The sequence below is a fragment of the Flavobacterium sp. IB48 genome (assembly GCF_016405855.1).
In the GTDB taxonomy this organism is placed as follows: Bacteria; Bacteroidota; Bacteroidia; order Flavobacteriales; family Flavobacteriaceae; genus Flavobacterium; species Flavobacterium ginsengisoli.
Genome location: NZ_JAEFCA010000005.1, coordinates 184,490 through 203,339, shown reverse-complemented (window position 1 = coordinate 203,339; position 18,850 = coordinate 184,490). Strand labels below are relative to the sequence as shown.

General features: G+C 34.1%; 15 protein-coding genes. 13 read left to right on the top strand and 2 right to left on the bottom strand.

Going from position 1 to position 18,850, the window contains the following annotated elements; translation table 11 throughout:
- Nucleotides 1-177 precede the first annotated feature (177 nt).
- The 10 genes from JC605_RS17085 to nagB all read left to right on the top strand — a co-directional run bounded on the left by JC605_RS17085 (nt 178) and on the right by nagB (nt 11,196).
- The gene (locus tag JC605_RS17085) at nt 178-984 is read left to right on the top strand and encodes an SDR family oxidoreductase (protein WP_198857359.1); all 807 of its coding nucleotides are present in this window, start codon (nt 178-180) and stop codon (nt 982-984) included.
- A gap of 12 nt (nt 985-996) precedes the next feature.
- Nucleotides 997-1,302, top strand: a complete 306-nt coding sequence (locus JC605_RS17080) for a hypothetical protein (protein WP_198857358.1) — start codon at nt 997-999, stop codon at nt 1,300-1,302.
- Nucleotides 1,303-1,320: 18 nt separating this feature from the next.
- The gene (locus tag JC605_RS17075) at nt 1,321-2,235 is read left to right on the top strand and encodes an AraC family transcriptional regulator (RefSeq protein WP_198857357.1); all 915 of its coding nucleotides are present in this window, start codon (nt 1,321-1,323) and stop codon (nt 2,233-2,235) included.
- 3 nt (nt 2,236-2,238) lie between these two features.
- Entirely contained in the window at nt 2,239-2,556 is a 318-nt protein-coding gene (locus JC605_RS17070; RefSeq protein ID WP_198857356.1) for a MazG-like protein, read from the top strand.
- A 28-nt stretch (nt 2,557-2,584) separates the two neighbouring features.
- Nucleotides 2,585-3,142 (top strand): YdeI family protein, encoded by a 558-nt coding sequence (locus JC605_RS17065; protein ID WP_198857355.1) that lies wholly within the window; start codon nt 2,585-2,587, stop codon nt 3,140-3,142.
- Nucleotides 3,143-3,191: 49 nt separating this feature from the next.
- Nucleotides 3,192-3,839 carry a Pr6Pr family membrane protein gene (locus JC605_RS17060; protein ID WP_198857354.1) on the top strand — a complete coding sequence of 216 codons (648 nt, stop codon included), beginning with the start codon at nt 3,192-3,194 and terminating at the stop codon, nt 3,837-3,839.
- Nucleotides 3,840-4,158: 319 nt separating this feature from the next.
- The gene (locus JC605_RS17055; RefSeq protein ID WP_198857353.1) at nt 4,159-4,521 is read left to right on the top strand and encodes a BlaI/MecI/CopY family transcriptional regulator; all 363 of its coding nucleotides are present in this window, start codon (nt 4,159-4,161) and stop codon (nt 4,519-4,521) included.
- Nucleotides 4,518-6,530 carry a M56 family metallopeptidase gene (locus JC605_RS17050; RefSeq protein WP_198857352.1) on the top strand — a complete coding sequence of 671 codons (2,013 nt, stop codon included), beginning with the start codon at nt 4,518-4,520 and terminating at the stop codon, nt 6,528-6,530. The genes JC605_RS17055 and JC605_RS17050 overlap by 4 nt, the downstream gene beginning before the upstream one ends.
- A 285-nt stretch (nt 6,531-6,815) precedes the next feature.
- Nucleotides 6,816-8,909 (top strand): alpha-L-fucosidase, encoded by a 2,094-nt coding sequence (locus tag JC605_RS17045; RefSeq protein WP_198857351.1) that lies wholly within the window; start codon nt 6,816-6,818, stop codon nt 8,907-8,909.
- Between the two features lie 373 nt (nt 8,910-9,282).
- Nucleotides 9,283-11,196, top strand: a complete 1,914-nt coding sequence (gene nagB / locus JC605_RS17040) for a glucosamine-6-phosphate deaminase (RefSeq protein ID WP_198857350.1) — start codon at nt 9,283-9,285, stop codon at nt 11,194-11,196.
- 334 nt (nt 11,197-11,530) lie between these two features.
- Here nagB and JC605_RS17035 read toward each other — a convergent pair whose 3' ends face one another.
- Together JC605_RS17035 and JC605_RS17030 are read right to left on the bottom strand one after the other, a co-directional pair.
- On the bottom strand, nt 11,531-12,244 hold the full coding sequence (locus JC605_RS17035; RefSeq protein ID WP_198857349.1) for a LytTR family DNA-binding domain-containing protein: 714 nt from the start codon (nt 12,242-12,244) through the stop codon (nt 11,531-11,533).
- 70 nt (nt 12,245-12,314) lie between these two features.
- On the bottom strand, nt 12,315-13,373 hold the full coding sequence (locus JC605_RS17030) for a sensor histidine kinase (protein WP_198857348.1): 1,059 nt from the start codon (nt 13,371-13,373) through the stop codon (nt 12,315-12,317).
- Between the two features lie 130 nt (nt 13,374-13,503).
- Here JC605_RS17030 and JC605_RS17025 point away from each other — a divergent pair, with 130 nt between their 5' ends.
- The 3 genes from JC605_RS17025 (at nt 13,504) to JC605_RS17015 (ending at nt 18,847) form a co-directional block, all read left to right on the top strand.
- Complete coding sequence (locus JC605_RS17025) at nt 13,504-15,741, top strand: GH92 family glycosyl hydrolase (RefSeq protein ID WP_198857347.1); 2,238 nt, start codon at nt 13,504-13,506, stop codon at nt 15,739-15,741.
- A gap of 22 nt (nt 15,742-15,763) precedes the next feature.
- Complete coding sequence (locus JC605_RS17020; RefSeq protein ID WP_198857346.1) at nt 15,764-17,641, top strand: sodium:solute symporter family protein; 1,878 nt, start codon at nt 15,764-15,766, stop codon at nt 17,639-17,641.
- Between the two features lie 240 nt (nt 17,642-17,881).
- Entirely contained in the window at nt 17,882-18,847 is a 966-nt protein-coding gene (locus JC605_RS17015; RefSeq protein WP_198857345.1) for a glycoside hydrolase family 130 protein, read from the top strand.
- Nucleotides 18,848-18,850: the final 3 nt, after the last annotated feature.

The window sequence follows — 18,850 nt, the reverse complement described above, 5'->3', positions numbered from 1 at the left end:
ATTCAATATGGAGAAAAAGCTCCGGAGGAGCGAAACAAAAAAATCCGTTTCTAACTAGAATCGGATTTTTTTGTTTTTAATATTATTCGTCATTTTGGCTACGACATCTTCCAAAACGGCTACAAACAACTTTAGGCTTCGGATGATCTTTGCATTATAATTTTAAAACAATTAAAAATGCAAAAGACAATTTTTATTACAGGAGCTTCAACAGGATTAGGGAAATCTACAGCAAAATTATTTCAAAGTAAAGGATGGCAAGTCATTGCCACGATGCGAAATCCGGAAAAAGAAACAGAATTAAACCAGCTGGAAAACGTCATTGTACTTCCGTTAGATGTAACAAATCCAGAACAGATCGATTCAACGATTAAAAGTGTTTTGGAGAAATATTCTATCGATGTGGTTCTGAATAATGCAGGTTATGGTTTAATTGGCGTTTTGGAATCTCTGGAAAATCATCAAATTGAACGTCAGATCGTGACTAATTTATTTGGCGTTATTAGGGTTTCAAAGGCATTTGTGTCTCATTTCCGTGAGAAAAAAAGCGGTGCTTTCATTAATATAACGTCTACTTTTGGATTAATGGGTTTTCCAACTTGTTCTATTTACAGCGCTACAAAATTTGCTGTTGATGGATTTTCGGAAAGTCTCGCATCAGAATTAGTTCAGTTTGGGATACAGGTAAAAGTGGTTGCGCCAGGCGGAATGAAAACAGATTTTGCCATAAGATCTATGGAAGTTGCTCAGCATGAAGCGTATGAAAAATTAACTTTAGAAGTTAGCAAAGGTTATAGCGCTGAACAAATTGACAATTATACAAATGCTGAAGATGTTGCTCAAATTATTTATGAAGCAGCAACGGATAATAAAAGCCAATTGCGTTATGTAGCAGGAAAAGATGCAAATGCATTATATAACGAACGATTAAGTTTGGGAGCTGAAACTCAGATTCAGAACATCAAATCTATGTTTACTTTTTAATTTACAGATCAGATGAAAAATCAAGCTATAGAATTGACTACCTTTAAACTCAAAGGTTTTACAGCCAAACAATTTATTGAAGCAAATACTGAAATTGATGCTTTTTTGAAACGCCAAAAAGGATTTCGTTCCCGAACAATTTTTGAATTAAAAAAAGATTTTGTGTATGACATGCTTGTTTGGGATAGTGTAGAAGAAGGTACTAATGCCATGCATAAATTAATGACAGAACTTAGTGATTCTCTTGTACACGATATGATTGATCAAAGCACCGTGAGTTGGAATATTGCGCCAGTCGAACATTTTGTAAATTTGTAAAAACCTCAGAAAATTAAAATGAAAAATCAACCCAGAATATTCCAGTCTGTTTCAGAGTTGCATAAAGCTATGGGACAGCCTAAACCAATGCATCCGCTGATAAGTATTCTGAATTATGGAGAAGCTGTATTTGATCCCAAAGATTTTGAAAACGGAATTGTTTTGGATTTTTATAAAATATCTTTCAAAACAAATTTTTCAGGAAAACTGAGATACGGACACGGTTTCTATGATTTTGAAGAAGGTGGAATGTCGTTTGTGTCTCCGGGACAAGTTCTGAAAATGCAGGACGAAGAAGCGGATTACAGCGGAATGTCATTAAATATTCATCCTGATTTTTTTCGTCCTTATTCCTTAAATACGAATATCAAAAAATATGGGTTTTTCTCTTATTCTGCTGCCGAAGCTTTATATCTTTCTGAAAAAGAAAAAGAGACAATTTTAGGCGTTTTTACAAATATTCAGAATGAACTTAACGAACGAATAGACCATTTTAGTCAGGATGTTATTATTTCGCAGATAGAACTTTTGCTTAATTACAGCAATCGTTTTTACAACCGTCAGTTTATAACCAGAAAAGCGGTTAATAATGATGTGCTTTCTAAACTGGAAGAACTATTAGAAGGTTATTTTAATAGCGAAAAACCAGAAGAAAACGGTTTGCCAACCGTACAATTTGTAGCCAATGAAATGCAGTTGTCACCCCGATATTTGAGCGATTTATTACGCAGTATTTCGGGACAAAATACTCAGCAGTTTATTCATGACAAATTAATTGAAAAGGCTAAAGAATATATTGCAAAAGGAACTCTTTCAGTCTCTGAAATTGCCTATAAATTAGGTTTTGAGCATCCACAGTCGTTCAATAAACTTTTTAAAAAGAAGACAAATGTAAGTCCAATTGCATTTAAAGAATTATTTACTAAAAACTAAATTATGGCATCATTAAATTTTGAAGAATTAAAACAACGTTCTGCACAGATAAGAAAGCGTTATCATGAACTAGAAGTAGCGCATCATGGAAGTGAATGGACAATAGAAGAAGATGCGTTGGCTTTTCTAACCGATGCTGGTTTGGTTGGTCGCCATGTTATGTCGCATGAAGGCAGATGGCCAAAAGCAAATACAGAAGAAGAATTGAAGCATAAAATTGGAGAATCAATTTGGTGGCTTACAGTTTTAGCTGAAAGAATGAATATCAATATTGAAACCGTTACAGAAGATTTCTTAGCTAAAACAGAAAAATTATTATAAGAATTTATTAAAAATAAAATAGATATAGATGACACCAACTTTCTTCGTAAATCAATTAGACTTTAGAAAATGGCTTGAGAAAAATCATCAGACAGAAAAAGAACTTTTGGTTGGTTTTTATAAAGTCACGAGTAAAAAGCCTTCTATGAGCTGGCCAGAATCGGTTGATCAAGCGCTTTGTTTTGGCTGGATTGATGGTGTTAGAAAATCTATTGATGCGGAAAGCTATACGATTCGTTTTACTCCAAGAAAGCCTTCTAGTATTTGGAGCGCAATTAATATTCAGAAGATAGAAGATTTGACAAAAGCGGGATTAATGACTGATGCTGGTTTAAAAGCGTTTAGTTTTAGAACCGAAAACAAGTCTAAGATTTATTCGCACGAAAAAGAACCAGTTCCGCTTTTGGAATCCTACGAAAAAGAGTTTAAAAGCAACAAAATCGCGTGGGAGTTTTTTGAGAAGCAAGCACCTTCATACAAGAAAGTTATGATTCATTGGATTATGAGTGCCAAGCAGGAAAAAACACAATTGTCAAGGCTTGAAAAAACTATTGCTGAGAGCGAAAAACAGAAAAGAGTCTTGTAGCTATTTTGAATAAAATGTTTTACTTTAGTAATCTGACTTTTAGTGAAATATGGAAAAAGAAAATACCACAAAAATAAAAGGAGAGATTTTGCTAGGTATTATTTTTGCCCTAGAATTATACGCCTTGCCTGTACAGTTTTATTTACTGTTGAAAAATCCTGAATTCACTTTTTTCAGTGCAGCAGTTCGTTTTTTTAGTTTTTTTACCATTACAACAAATACGATCGTTTTTCTTTGCAGTGCTTTGTTGCTATTTGGTGGTAATAGTAAAGCAAATGCTTTTTTCAAAAAATGCACCACAATCACCGCAATTACGGTTTACATTTTGATTGTCGGAATTGTTTTTAATGTGCTCCTTCGCCCAATTTTAGATTTGCAAGGACACCATCGCATTGTAAGCGAAATTTTCCATACTGTTGTACCAGTTTTATTTTTCTTTTTCTGGCTGTTTTTTGTAAGTCCAGAAAAGATCTCTTTTAAAACCATTTGGTTTTGGTTGGTTTACCCGATTATTTACATGATTTATACCATAATCCACGGTTTTATTTCTAGCTTTTATCCTTATCCTTTTATTGATGTTACTAAGCTCGGATTGCAAACAGCACTCATCAACGGAGTTTTCGTTTTAATCTCTTTTGTCGTTTTGTCTGTGATTTTGATTTCGATTTCAAAAATTAGAACTACGAGGATTGATTAGCTTGGAAAACTAAAATAAAATAGTCAATCTTCTAGTCAGGAATTGACAAAAAAAGGAACTTTCTTCTTTACTTCTTTCTTCTGAAATTTTTCTACAAACTTCCGATGGCATTAATTTAATAGATCAAAAATATATTGATTTTTGTATCTAAACTTTACTTTAAGGTTGTAACTAATTGTTGTTTAAGTTGTTAAAGGTGAAAGTTCATTGCCTGAATATTCCGTAATTACTGGTCTGACTAATTAATTAGTATAAATATTAATCAATTAGTTTTGCTACTAATTAATTAGTAGTTATATTTGTCAAAAGAATTTCCATTATGATAAAATTAGCCAAACGAGAAGAACAGATTATGCAGGTTTTTTGGGATTTAAACAAAGCCTTCATCAGAGATATTATTCCATTGTTGCCAGATCCGAAACCACATTATAATAGTGTTGCAACGATTGTCAAAATATTAGAAGAAAAAGGGTTTCTAAATCGGGAAACAATAGGGAATATGCATTGCTTTTTTCCAGTAATTCAAAGAGAAGAATATCAACAATTTGCACTAAAAGATGTTGTGAGTCAGTATTTTGATAATTCGTATCCACGAATGCTTGCTTTTTTTGCTAAAGAGCAAAAATTAACCGAAAATGAATTGGACGAAATCGTAAACATGATAAAAAAAGATTCTAAATGATACCTTATATTCTATACACAGCACTTATTCTTTTTGCTTGCCTTATGTTTTATAAGCTGCTTTTGCAGAAAGAAACTTTTTATAACTTGAATAGATTTGTTTTGCTTGCGTGCATGCTAATAGCTTTTACTTTGCCGTTGCTTCCGATTCCGCAGCAATTCTCCCTTCAAAAACAGAAAGTAACTGCAGCTATTCCTTCCATAAAAAAAACAGTTGCAAAAGAACCAACTGCTGAGCTAAAACCACTTCCTGTAAATGAAGTTTTAGTAAATGAAACAAAGCAACAATTTAATATGGCTTTGGTCCTGCAGTGGATAGTGTATTTGTACTGGTTTGGTGTCATTGTTTTTGCGCTTAATTTTTTAATGCAAGCTGTTATATTATTTTACAGAGCGTACACATCAGAGATTATTAGGGATGGAAAATTTAGAATTGTCGAAATAACAGGCGATAAAGCACCTTGTTCTTTTGCTAATAATATTTTTATAAATCCTGAAAAATACGAATGGGAAACGTACAATCAGATTTTGCTGCATGAAAAAATTCACATTGAGCAAAAACATACTATTGATCTTTTGCTTGCAGAAATCGTACTTATATTTCAGTGGTTTAATCCTTTTGCTTGGCAATGGCGAAAAGCATTAGAAAGCAATCTTGAATTTTTGACTGATAACGAAATGCTACAACAAGGTAGTGTAGAAAAAGAAAGTTATCAATTTAGCCTGCTTAAGGTAGCGGCGCCACAATTTCCTTTGAGTCTTACAACTAACTATAATCAATCATTACTCAAAAAACGAATCATTATGATGAATTCAAAAAAATCAAACGTAAACACAACATGGAAATATTTTTTCCTGTTACCATTATTGGTATTGTTTGCCTGCCTTTTTAATCAACCGGCAGCGCAAAGTCAGACGCTAAGTTCGAATCTTAAAAACGAAGAAACTAAAGCGAATCCAAACACTCAAAAAGGTGATCGAACCGAAGGAAACTGGTTTGCCACAATCAAAGGCAATAAAGTAGAAATGGAATTTAAAAACGACGAGAATAGCCATTCTACTCATACTTATGATATTAGCGAGTTTAGCGGATTATCAAAAGATAAACAAGGAACATTTTCTCTAACGCGTGAAGCGGGAACAATGAACTTTACCGGAAAATTTGAAGGAAATACCGGAATGGGAACGTATAAATTTGTTGGCAATAAAAATTTCGCCAAAGAAATGGCTGCACAAGGGATTACATTGGCAGATGATACAGATCTTATGGTTTTCTTTGCTGTAAATATAAAAACATCGTATGTAAAAATGTTGCATAAAAAAGGGTATAAAAATGTAGACAAAGAACAAGTAATTCCGTTGGCGGCTTTAAACGTAAGTGAAGATTACATCGATTCTATTAAAGATGCTGGAATTGGAAATATAGATATTGAAACGCTGATTCCTTTTAAATCCTTAAACATTGATAAAGCTTTTATTGAAGATATTATTAAATCGGGTTATAAAAATGTTTCGCCAGAAAATCTGATCACTTTAAAATCTCAAAATATTGACGGAAAGTATATTAATGATTACCGTTCTTCGGCAAAAACAAAAAAGAATGAAAATGGAGAAGGAGATGAGGACAATATTGTTGCTTTCAAAACTTTAAACATAGATAAAGCTTATATTGATTCTTTTAAGAAAATGGGTTATAATGATCTTTCAAATGACGACTTAATTGCTTTAAAAGCTTTAAATGTAACTCCAGAATATGTTACTCAATTCGAAAAAGTAGGCTATAAAAACATTTCGTCTGAAAATCTCGCAGCTTTAAAATCGCAAAATATCACGGCAGATTTAATTAAGGAATATATGGATTTGGGTTTTTCAGATCTAGATTTAAATGATATTGTGGGTGCAAAAGCGGTTGGTGCAACGCCAACTTTCATTAAAGCTATGAGAGAAAAAGGACATAACTTTAAAGATCTGGGAAAATATATAGCTTTAAAAGCAGTTGTTGGCAACTAAGCTAATATTGCTTTTGATAGTTAAAGCAATACATTTTCTCTGTAAATAAAATATTTCAAGCTGTAAGACTACAATCAAAATATATTAATGAAGCCCAAATCTACAGATTTGGGCTTCATTTTTTAGACAACTTCAAAAAACAATAGTATACTCAGCACGAATTATTTAAATAAAATCATTTCATACCAAAACGCTGTAAAAAATGTTGTTGGTCGAAATTCTATTCGAAAGATTTCAATTTATACTACATTTATGCTTTATAGACTATTCTAAAGTAAATCAGCAATGAAAAAAATATTTCTTTCCTTATGTCTTTTTGGTGTAATTTCTAGTGTTTCAAGTCAGGAATTGGCAAATGCACCAAAGCCTTTTGGACCAGTTCCGACCCAGAAACAAATTGATTGGCAGGAAATGGAATTTTATGCTTTTGTGCACTTTTCATTAAATACTTTCACGAATAAAGAATGGGGTTATGGAGACGAATCACCAGAACTTTTTAATCCGTCGCAGTTAGATGTTCGCCAATGGGCGCGCGTGGTAAAAGAGGCTGGAATGAAAGGAATTATTTTGGTTGCCAAACATCATGACGGTTTCTGTTTATGGCCATCGGCTTATACAGAACGTTCAGTTAAGAATTCACCTTGGGAAAACGGAAAAGGAGATTTGGTTAAAGAATTGGCCGCAGCTTGTAAAGAATACGATTTAAAATTGGGATTATACCTTTCGCCTTGGGATAGAAATCATCCGCAATACGGGAAACCTGAATATATTAACTATTTCAGAAATCAGTTAAAAGAATTACTGACCAATTATGGAGACGTTTTCGAAATGTGGTTTGACGGAGCAAATGGCGGAGACGGTTATTATGGTGGTGCAAACGAAACTAGAAAAATCAATTCTTTGACTTATTATAATTGGGATGAAACGTATAAATTGATTTATGATATTGCGCCAAAAACTTTAGTTTGGGGAGTTGGCCCTTCTGAAGCAAGATGGATAGGAAATGAGGAAGGACGTGCCGGAAAAACCAATTGGTCGTTACTACGCCAGAAAGATGAATTGGCTGGAAAAGTACATTACTCTGAGTTTATGTCTGGACATGAAGACGGTGAAAAATGGGTTCCTGGCGAAGCCGATGTTTCGATCAGACCAGGATGGTTTTATCATTCAGTTGAAGACGATAAAGTTCGTTCGCTTGACGAAATGGTAGATATTTATTACGAGTCGATTGGACGAAATGCTACTTTATTATTAAATCTTCCAGTTGATACTCGTGGTTTGGTTCATGAAAATGACGAAGCAAGATTGAAAGAATTGGTTGCCACAATTAAAGCCGATTTCAAAAAAGAACTATTGGCAGGAACTCAGGTTCAAGCTTCAAATATTCGTGCAAACGATTCTAATTTTGGTCCGCAGAATGTTATTGACGGAAATAAAAATACGTATTGGGCAACTGACGATAAAGTGAAACAAGCTACAGTTGAATTTACGTTTAAAAAGCCAACTGCAATCAATAGAGTTTTACTTCAAGAATATATTAAACTTGGACAGCGTGTAAAAGCATTTTCGGTCGAAGCAAAAGTTGACGGACAATGGAAAACAATTGCCAACGAAACGACAATTGGCTACAAAAGGATTTTACGTTTAGATCGCGTTACGGCTTCTGCACTTAGAATAAATATTCTGGATGCAAAAGCAGGATTTGTAATTAGTGCAATTGAGGCATATAATGCGCCAACTTTTGTAAAAGAACCTCAAATTCTTCGTGATAAAAATGGCTTGGTTACGATTAAATCGGAAGAAGGAAATGCAGTTTATTATTCGCTTGACGGAAAAAATCCTTCAGAAAAAAGTACTTTATACAAAACTCCATTCGTATATAATAAAGCAGTAGAAATAAAAGCTATTTCGAGAAATACAAAAGAGAAAATTAATAGCGCGGTAAAAACAGCTAAATATGGTGTTTCTAAAGAGAAATGGAGAGTGATTTCTATTTCAAGCGGAGACAATAAATCGGTTGAACGAATTATTGATGGCGATGCGAATACCGATTGGGCTTTTGGAAACAATGAAAATAAATTGCCGCAGGTAGTCATTATTGATATGGGCGAATTGCATACGATAAATGGCTTTACTTATACGCCACAGCAAGTTGGAAATAATTTGAATTTGATTTCGAATTACGAATTCTATACGAGCGAAGATAATATTACTTGGACGAAACAATCTGAGGGAGAATTCTCAAATATCAAACATAATCCAATTGAACAGCTTAAGAGTTTTACTGCGGTAAAAGCTAGATTTTTAAGATTTGTTGCCACATCAGCTGTTGGGAAAACACAAACAGTTTCGATAGCCGAAATAGGTGTTGTGGAATAAAAGTCCTTTTTTGGGAAAACAAAGTTGTTTTAAAAAGAGCCGATATTGGAATATTTATAAGATTATGTTCTACATTAAAACCCCGGAGGGGTGAAATATTTATAGATTACCATAAAGGAAATGAGGAAAGCTCCAGCGGAGCGACATATAATACGATTGTATAAAAATATGTCACTCCGCTGGAGCTTTGATTTTGTAATCGTAGATTATTTCTATAAATATTAAGCTTCTCCGAAGCTTTTTAAAAAAGGAGTTGCTTTTTGAAACTGTCCTATTTTGTCTTTTGCCGAAGCTTAGCCGTTATTAGTCGAATTTTTAGTACAAGCGGATAATATAATTCTACTTTTATCTTAATAATTAAATGGCAAGGCAAATGATTAAAGAAGATATTGGTTTTAGAGAAGCAGGAAAATTTGAAGAAACACGTTTTGAGAAAATTCACAATGTTATTTTCGAATCGTCGCAAGAAGCTTCTTTATTGGTAGCGCAGGAAATTGCCAATTTAATTCAGAGAAAAAATGAGCTAAACGAGCCTTGTGTTTTAGGTTTGGCTACGGGTTCTTCGCCAATTAAGGTTTATGAAGAATTAGTTAGAATGCATAAAGAAGAAGGTCTGAGTTTTGAGAACGTTGTGACTTTCAATTTAGATGAATATTATCCGATGGATAAAAATGATATTCAGAGCTATTATCATTTTATGCACGAACATTTGTTCAATCACGTAAACATTCCTTCTGAAAATATCAATATTCCTGATGGGCAGGTAAGCGCCGAGGAATTACAGCAATATTGCATTGATTACGAGATGAAAATTATCTCTTATGGAGGTTTAGATTTTCAGCTTTTAGGAATCGGTAGAACGGGACATATTGGGTTTAATGAACCTGGTTCGCACGTGAATTCGGGAACTAGAAGCATTACTCTGGATCATATCACGAGAGTTGATGCGGCTTCTTCTTTTTTAGGAATTGATAATGTTCCTAGAAAAGCCATTACAATGGGAATTGGAACCGTTAGAAACGCAAAAAGAATCGTTTTGCTTGGCTGGGGAATCAGTAAAGCAGGAATTATAAAAAACACAATCGAAGGAGAAGTTTCTTCGCACGTTCCAGCTACGTATTTGCAAGAGCATAACAACACAACATTTGTTCTAGATACAGAAGCTTCGTCTGAATTGACAAGAGTTAAAACGCCTTGGCTGGTTAAGTCTTGTGTTTGGACAGATGAATTAAAATTAAAAGCGGTGGCTTGGTTAAGTGAGTTAACGAAGAAACCTTTCCTGAAACTGACGGATAAAGATTATAACGACAACGGTATGTCGAGTCTTTTGACGGAAGAAGGAACTGCATACGATTTGAACATTAAAATGTTTAATAAAATGCAGCAAACCATCACTGGATGGCCGGGCGGAAAACCCAATGCAGATGATACTTATAGACCGGAGCGTTCCACGCCGGAGAGAAAAAGAATTATCATTTTCAGCCCGCACCCAGACGATGATGTGATTTCTATGGGAGGAACTTTTGACCGTTTGGTAGAGCAAGGTCATGAAGTTCATGTAGCCTATCAGACTTCTGGAAATATTGCAGTTTCAGATGTTGAAGCTTTGAAGTTTGCTGAAATTTCAAAAGCATTACATCCAGATTCTAGAATGTCGGACAAAATAATTGACTTTCTTCAGAATAGAACAGGAAATGAAATCGATTCACTAGAAGTTAGAAAGTTAAAAGGATTAATAAGAAGAAGCGAATCTTTTGGAGCAACACGTTACATTGGTTTGCCAGATTCTAACGTAAACTTTTTAGATCTTCCGTTTTACGAAACAGGAACGGTTAAAAAGAATAATCTTTCGGATGCAGATATCAACATTATGTGTGATATTATAGAAAGAATAAAACCGCATCAAATTTATGCTGCCGGAGATTTGGCAGATCCGCACGGAACTCATAAAGTGTGTTTAGACAGTTTGTTTGAAGCTTTAAAAAGACTAAAACATAACAGCTTTATGGACGATTGTTGGGTTTGGCTTTACAGAGGCGCTTGGCATGAATGGGAATCGTACCAAATTGACATGGCAGTACCAATGAGTCCTGATCAGGTTTTAAAGAAACGACATGCTATTTTTTATCATCAGTCTCAAAAAGACGGCGTTATGTTTCAAGGTGATGACAGCAGGGAGTTTTGGGTGCGAGTTGAAGACAGAAACAGATTGACTGCAGAAAAATATCACAGCTTAGGATTAGCAGATTACTCGGCTATCGAGGCGTTTAAGCGTTATCATTTCTAAGTGCTTTTGCAGCAATAAAGATAATAGACTATTTCATGGTTTATTTTGGTTAGTTACCTATAATTGAGAGAAAATGCGGTCGTGGTTGGCCGCATTTTCGTTTTTTATAGTTTTGTTTTTTTAACCGAAAAGTTTTTTTACCGCAAAGAGCGCTAAGATTTACGCAAAGTTCGCCAAGATTTTATTTTTACGTTGTTTGAAAATTGAGCATCAAAAAGTTCGCAAAGCTTAACGAATAGCTTTGCGAACTTTTTGATTCTCTTTTCTTTATCAACTAACTTAAAAAAACTTAGCGAACTTTGCGTAAATCCTTGCGTGCTTTACGGTTAAACCTTTATATAGATGAATTAAGGATTTTCTGTTTTACTTCATCAATATAAGATCTTCCGATAACGTAACGAAGTCCTTCGATTTCGATGCTATTTCCTTCTACAGCATCAATTTTATCAATTGCAATTGTGTAGGATCGATGTATTCTAATAAAATCTCTTTCTGGCAGTAATCCTGTAAAATCTGATAAAGTACTGTGAATTATGAATTTACCAGAAGTTGTACTGATTTTTAAATAATCTTTTAAACTTTCGATAACTAGAATTTCGTTCAAGAAAATCTTTTTCATTTTTTTCTTGTCGATTTTCACGAAAATAAAAGGATTCTCTTTACTATTTTCCTGTGGTGTTTTAGTGGTATTATTAAGGCGTTTGTTGATCTTGTTTACCGCTTTCATTAGTCTCGGAAACTCAATTGGTTTTACCAAATAATCTAAAACATCAAGCTCATACGTTTCAATTGCGAACTGATCGTAAGCACTTGTGATAATAAGTAAAGGAGGGTTTTCTAAACTTTTAATAAAATTAATACCATCCAAAACAGGCATGTTAATGTCTAGAAAAATTACATCTATAGTATTGTTTTTTAAGAAATTTAATCCTTCAATAGAATTACTAAAAGTATTTACTAATTCTAAATCTTCAATCTGTTCAATATAATTTTTAATAACGTTTATTGCCAATGGCTCATCATCGATAATTAAACACTTTATTTTCATTTGTACTGTTATTTTTGGCCGGTATGTGATTTTTTGTAGGTATAGTTTTCTAAACTTATAAAAGGCGGGGTCAAGTAACTTTTATAACTAGTTTAACGACAAAAATATTCTTTTTATTTTTAAATGAAAGCTTATAGTCACTTTTATTATATCCTAATTCGAGTCTTTTCTTTACGTTTTCAATACCTATACCACTTGACTTGTTAAAATTATCTTTATGTACGGTAAATTCGGGCATTGGGTTTGAAATTGTGAAATATAAATAATCTCCTTTTACTTTAAAGTTAATGTCAATTACAACATTACCAGTGTTTTTGTTTACTCCGTGTTTAAAAGCGTTTTCTACAAAAGTCAAAAGCAATACCGGTGAGATTTCTTTATCATGAATATCTCCAGAGATATACATGTTAACTTCAAGGCGTTCTCCATTTCTAATTCTTTCCAAATCCAGATAATTCTGAATGCACATAATTTCATTTTCTAAAGTCTGCTTTTTGCCTTTTGTTTCATAAAGCATGTATCGCATCAATTCAGAAAGTTTTAAAACGATCTTTGGTGTTTTGTTTGATTTTTCTACCGAAAGCGAATAAATATTATTTAAGGTATTAAAGAAGAAATGCGGAGAAATCTGCGATTTTAAAAACAATAATTCGGTTTCTAGTTGAGATTTTTCTAAATCGGTAACACGTCTTTGCTCTTTTAAGAAATCCAAAGTAATTTTAATTGCTGTAACAAATGTCATTACATACAATTCTCCCATCATCATGTCTATCGTGTAATTGAGTGTAAGCGTGTTGATGGTCTGTGGACCTTCTGGCCAGACATTGTGTGTAATTAGCAAATAAGTGAGGTTAAATTTTAAAACCACCATTATAAAAATAGCGGACAATACGGTTACTATATATAGGAAGTATTTTTTACGGTAAACCAAATAGGGCATTAAAACCAAAATATTCAGATAACATAATGCCATGTGAATAGGAAATCCGAGTAAAGTAGTTTTTAAAGAGTAAACGTAATCGTTAAAATAGCTTCCCCATCGGAATGTATTAAACACAAAATACGTCAGCCAAAAGTAAACATGATAACGTATAGGTAAACTATAAGGTTTGCTGGAGTTGAAAATCATAATCGTAGAAAAGAATGTCGTTTGTTACTATTTTTTGATGTTTAGAGCTGTTTAAATGTCGTCCGTCTAAAAATATTTTGGTAAAAGTTGAATTTGTATAAATTTAAAGTTAAATTAATATTGTTTTGATATGAGGAAAATTACGCTGCTTTCTCTGACGGTAATTTTTACTGCAAGTTGCAAAATAAATGTAGATAAAAATAAACATCCGCAAAGTTTTGCAACAAATTATGTTGATCCTTTTATAGGTACTGGAGGCCACGGACATACATATCCTGGCGCAACAGTTCCGTTTGGGATGCTTCAAGTGAGTCCAGATAATGGAATTTCTAGTTGGGACTGGTGTTCGGGCTATCATTATTCTGACTCCATAGTTTCTGGATTTAGTCATTTACATTTAAGCGGGACAGGAATCGGTGATTTGGCAGATATTTTATTTATGCCGACAGACAAAAAGTTAGACTTAACCGCCAAAGCCGCTTCACGCGATTTCTTACCGTATAAATCAAAATACAATCATGTTAACGAAAAAGCAATACCGGGTTATTACAAAGTTTTTCTTGAAGATCCTAAAATCAATGTAGAATTAACTTCTACACAAAGAACCGCATACCATAAGTATACCTATAATAATAACGACACACAATCTGTTGTTGTCGACTTAGGTTTTGCTATTAATTGGGACAAAGCAACAAAAACAGCTATTACAGTTGAAGATGCAAATACTATTAGCGGTTACCGTTATAGTACAGGTTGGGCAAAAAATCAGAAAGTATTTTTTGTAGCAAAATTTTCTAAGCCAATTATTGAATCTATTATTACGGCAGATAAAAAAGTAGTCTCAGGGAAAAGCGCTGAAGGCGAAAATACTGCTCTTCAATTATTTTTCGATCCTAAAAACTCTAAAGAATTAGGCGTAAAAGTGGCGCTTTCTTCTGTAAGTATCGCTAATGCGAAAGATAATCTAGAAGAGAACAAAGAATTTGAGAAAGTAAAAACAGACGCTTCTGCAGTTTGGAACAAAGCTTTAAGCAAAATTACAGTTGAAACTCCAGTCGATTCTCTAAAAACTATTTTCTATACGGCTTTATACCATGCTCAAGTTGCTCCAGTAACGTACAGTGATAAAAACGGACAATTTAGAACGGAGGATGATAAAATTGTAACTTCAAAAAATTATACCGCTTATTCTACTTTATCGCTTTGGGACACGTTTAGAGCTGAAAATCCATTGCTAACTATTTTGGATCCGAGTAGGGTTTCAGATATGGTGAATTCGATGTTAGCGTACTACGAAACCAAAAAGATACTTCCGGTTTGGACTTTATATGCAAATGAAACCAATACAATGACAGGATATCACTCGATTCCAGTTATTGTAGATGCTTATTTAAAAGGCATTAAAGGTTTTGATGCTGAAAAAGCTTTTGAAGCGATGAAAGCAACGATGATGCAGGACGAACGCGGATTGAATTTCTACAAAAAATACGGATATATTCCATACAACTTATTAGACGAATCAGTTACGATTACTTTAGAATATGCTTATGATGATTGGTGCGTTGCTCAAATGGCAAAAGCTTTAGGAAAAACAGCAGATTATGAGTTTTTCTCGAAACGTTCAAAAGCTTACGAATATTTATTTGATGTCAAATCTGGTTTCATGAGAGGAAAATCGGAAGATGGAAAATCTTGGAATGAGCCTTTCGACCCAAAACACTCTAATCATAGAGAACACACAGATTATACTGAAGGAAATGCTTGGCAACACAGCTGGTTTGTTCCTCATAATGTTGACAATTTTATTAAACTTCATGGCGGAAATGACACATTTACAAAACGTTTAGAACAGTTATTTACAGAGAGTTCTGAAATTACAGGAAACAATGTTTCAGCAGATATTTCTGGTTTGATCGGACAATATGCGCACGGAAACGAGCCAAGCCACCACATTGCTTATATGTTCAACCATGCAGGTCAGCCTTGGAGAACGCAATATTGGGTGCGTCATATTTTGGATACGCAATATAATACGACTGCAAATGGTCTAAGCGGAAACGAAGATTGTGGACAAATGTCGGCTTGGTATGTATTTAGCTCAATGGGATTATATCCTATGAATCCAGCTTCTGGTGAATACGAAATTGGAAGTCCGATTTTTGAGAAATCAACTTTAAATCTTCCAAATGGAAAAACTTTTGTGATTGAAGCAGAAAATGTTTCAGACAAAAACTTCTACATCCAATCGGCTACTTTAAACGGAAAAACATTTAATAAAACAGCCATTTCTCACCAAGAAATGCAAAAAGGCGGTGTACTTCATTTTGTAATGGGAGCACAGCCAAACCAAAATTGGGGTCTAAACTAACTAATTCAAAATAAATAATTTAATGAACATTATTGACGTATCAATCATTTTAATCTATATCGTACTCTCGGTCGGTATCGGAATCTGGATTTCAAGAAAAGCATCAAAAGGACTTGATGATTATTTCCTTGGAGGGAAATCAATCAAATGGTATTTCTTAGGATTGAGCAATGGCTCAGGAATGTTTGATGTTTCAGGAACTTCCTGGATGATTGGAGTTTTATTTTTATATGGCGTAAAAAGTTTCATGTTTATGTGGCTTTGGCCAATCTGGAATCAGATTTTTGTCATGATGTTTCTCGCAGTCTGGATTAGAAGATCAAAAGTAATGACGGGATCTGAATGGATTTTAACTCGTTTTGGAAGCGACAAAGCAGGAAAAGCATCGCATATTATTGTAGCTATTTTTGCTATTATTTCGACAATTGGTTTCATCGCGTATTTCTTCGTTGGAATCGGAAAATTTGTAACCATTATTCTTCCTTGGGATTTAACGATTCATATGAATGGCGGTGTTTTCTTAACATCTGAACAAGCTTATGCTTTGTTAATCATTTTCTTAACAACCATTTATACGGTTAAAGGCGGAATGTTTTCTGTTGTAGCGACAGAAGTAGTGCAATATATTATTATGATTGTTGCGGGAGTTTTAATTGCGGGTTATGCATTCATTAATTATACAGATATTCAAATCAATTCGGTTATTACACCAGAATGGAAAAATGTTTTCTTCGGATGGGAATTTGAAACGCAATGGAGCGATAAATTCGAAACTTTCAACAGATTAATTGATACTGAAGGTTACAAAATGTTCGGCGCTTTTATTGGAATGACTTTATTCAAAGGATTTTTTGCGAGTGTTGCAGGACCAACTCCAAGTTACGATTTACAAAGAGTTCTTTCTACGAAATCGGTAAAAGAAGCGGCTTACATGAGTGGTTTTACCAACTTGATTTTATTCATTCCGAGGTATTTATTAATCACAGGAATTGTAGTTATTGCCTTAGTAAATTTAGCTCCAGAATTAAACGCAAACGTTAATCTAACAGGAGCAGATTTAGAATTATTGATGCCAAAAGTTGTAAATCTTTATATCCCAGTTGGAATTAAAGGAATTCTTTTAGCAGGATTATTAGCCGCTTTCATGTCTGGATTCTCAGCCTTCGTAAATGCAGGTCCAGCGTATATTGTAAATGATATTTATAAAAAGTATTTCAAACCTGTTGCTTCAAACAAACACTATATTAAAGTAAGTCAGATTTCTTCTTTCTTGGTTGTTGGTCTTGGAGTTTTCATGGGATTCTTTGCAGATTCTATCAACTCATTAACACTTTGGATTACAAGTGCTTTATACGGAGGTTACGTTGCAGCAAACTTCCTAAAATGGATTTGGTGGCGTTTCAACGGATGGGGGTATTTCTGGGGAATGGTCGGCGGATTAATTGCAGCTTCTCTTCAATTCGTTTTAGATCAAAACAAAGGAAATTTAGCAGCTGGAACATTCTTGCATGACCTTTCGCAAGTACCATCAATCTACTTATTCCCATTAATTTTCGGAATGTCAATATTAGGTTGTCTTTTAGGAACTTACTTAAGCAAACCAACAGATATGGAGGTTCTAAAATCGTTCTACAGTAATGTTAGACCATGGGGATTCTGGAATCCAGTTTACAAGCAATTAAAAGCGGAAGACCAATCTTTTCAAAAAAATAATGATTTCTATCTAGATATGATGAATTGTGTAATTGGAATTGTATGGCAGTCAAGTATGATTCTGCTTCCAATTTATTTCATTATCAGAGATTATCCGAAAGCTGGAGTTGCTTTGGTGGTTTTCTTAGTGACGACTACTGTGTTGAAGTTTACTTGGTTGGATAGAGTTAGAAAGATAGAAGAGTAATACGTGTAGCAACTTTGTCAAAGTTTCGAACTTTGACAAAGTTTTACCATACAGTTTGTCATTTCGACGAAGGAGAAATCTTCGCAAGAAGCTCCATCTCGTAAGTTGCCAATCTTTGTAGAGTTACTCGTGGAGATTTCTCCTTCGTCGAAATGACAAAACTGTTTGTGACAGTTCAAAACAACAGTCACAAACAAAAGAATATAAAGAATAAAAAACTAATAAATAAAAAAACAAAAAATGAGTACTATTCCTTGGCAAGACAGACCCGAAAACAGTAAAGATGTAATGTGGAAATATTCTGAGAATCCAATTATCGACAGATATTCGATTCCTTCATCAAACAGTATATTCAATAGTGCAGTTGTACCTTTTGGAGACGGATATGCTGGGGTTTTCAGATGTGATAATAAAGCGGTTCAAATGAACATTTTTGCTGGTTTCAGTAAAGATGGTATCAATTGGGACATCAACCACGAACCAATTGAGATGAAATCTGGAAATACAGAAATGATCGAATCTGCTTATAAATATGATCCTCGTGTGGTTTGGATCGAAGACCGTTACTGGATTACTTGGTGCAACGGTTACAACGGACCAACAATTGGTATTGGTTATACTTTCGATTTTAAGGAATTTTTCCAATGCGAAAATGCCTTCTTGCCATTCAACAGAAACGGTGTTTTATTCCCACAAAAAATTAACGGGAAATACGCGATGTTAAGCCGTCCAAGTGATAACGGACACACGCCATTTGGAGATATCTGGATCAGTTACAGCCCAGATATGAAATATTGGGGAGAACATAGATTGGTTATGAAACCGAGTCCGTTTGAACAAAGTGCTTGGCAATGTACAAAAGTTGGTGCAGGACCAATTCCGATTTTAACAGACGAAGGTTGGTTAATGATTTACCACGGAGTAATCAATACTTGCAACGGTTTCCGTTATGCAATGGGTTCAGCACTTTTAGATGTTGATTCGCCAGACCAAGTAAAATACAGAACACAACCTTATTTATTAGGACCAGCAGAGACTTATGAAATGGTTGGAGACGTTCCGAATGTAGTTTTCCCTTGTGCTGCCTTACACGATATTGAAGAAGATAAATTAGCAGTTTATTATGGTGCAGCAGATACGCATGTAGCAATCGCTTTCGGAAAATTAAGTGAAGTAATTCAGTTTACAAAAGAAAATAGTTTATAATAT

Excerpts from the sequence above, each read along its gene's own strand:
- JC605_RS17085 (WP_198857359.1), top strand. The coding sequence starts at position 178 with ATGCAAAAGACAATTTTTATTACAGGAGCTTCAACAGGATTAGGGAAA.
- JC605_RS17080 (WP_198857358.1), top strand. The coding sequence starts at position 997 with ATGAAAAATCAAGCTATAGAATTGACTACCTTTAAACTCAAAGGTTTT.
- JC605_RS17075 (WP_198857357.1), top strand. The coding sequence starts at position 1,321 with ATGAAAAATCAACCCAGAATATTCCAGTCTGTTTCAGAGTTGCATAAA.
- JC605_RS17070 (WP_198857356.1), top strand. The coding sequence starts at position 2,239 with ATGGCATCATTAAATTTTGAAGAATTAAAACAACGTTCTGCACAGATA.
- JC605_RS17065 (WP_198857355.1), top strand. The coding sequence starts at position 2,585 with ATGACACCAACTTTCTTCGTAAATCAATTAGACTTTAGAAAATGGCTT.
- JC605_RS17060 (WP_198857354.1), top strand. The coding sequence starts at position 3,192 with ATGGAAAAAGAAAATACCACAAAAATAAAAGGAGAGATTTTGCTAGGT.
- JC605_RS17055 (WP_198857353.1), top strand. The coding sequence starts at position 4,159 with ATGATAAAATTAGCCAAACGAGAAGAACAGATTATGCAGGTTTTTTGG.
- JC605_RS17050 (WP_198857352.1), top strand. The coding sequence starts at position 4,518 with ATGATACCTTATATTCTATACACAGCACTTATTCTTTTTGCTTGCCTT.
- JC605_RS17045 (WP_198857351.1), top strand. The coding sequence starts at position 6,816 with ATGAAAAAAATATTTCTTTCCTTATGTCTTTTTGGTGTAATTTCTAGT.
- nagB (WP_198857350.1), top strand. The coding sequence starts at position 9,283 with ATGATTAAAGAAGATATTGGTTTTAGAGAAGCAGGAAAATTTGAAGAA.
- JC605_RS17035 (WP_198857349.1), bottom strand. The coding sequence starts at position 12,244 with ATGAAAATAAAGTGTTTAATTATCGATGATGAGCCATTGGCAATAAAC.
- JC605_RS17030 (WP_198857348.1), bottom strand. The coding sequence starts at position 13,373 with ATGATTTTCAACTCCAGCAAACCTTATAGTTTACCTATACGTTATCAT.
- JC605_RS17025 (WP_198857347.1), top strand. The coding sequence starts at position 13,504 with ATGAGGAAAATTACGCTGCTTTCTCTGACGGTAATTTTTACTGCAAGT.
- JC605_RS17020 (WP_198857346.1), top strand. The coding sequence starts at position 15,764 with ATGAACATTATTGACGTATCAATCATTTTAATCTATATCGTACTCTCG.
- JC605_RS17015 (WP_198857345.1), top strand. The coding sequence starts at position 17,882 with ATGAGTACTATTCCTTGGCAAGACAGACCCGAAAACAGTAAAGATGTA.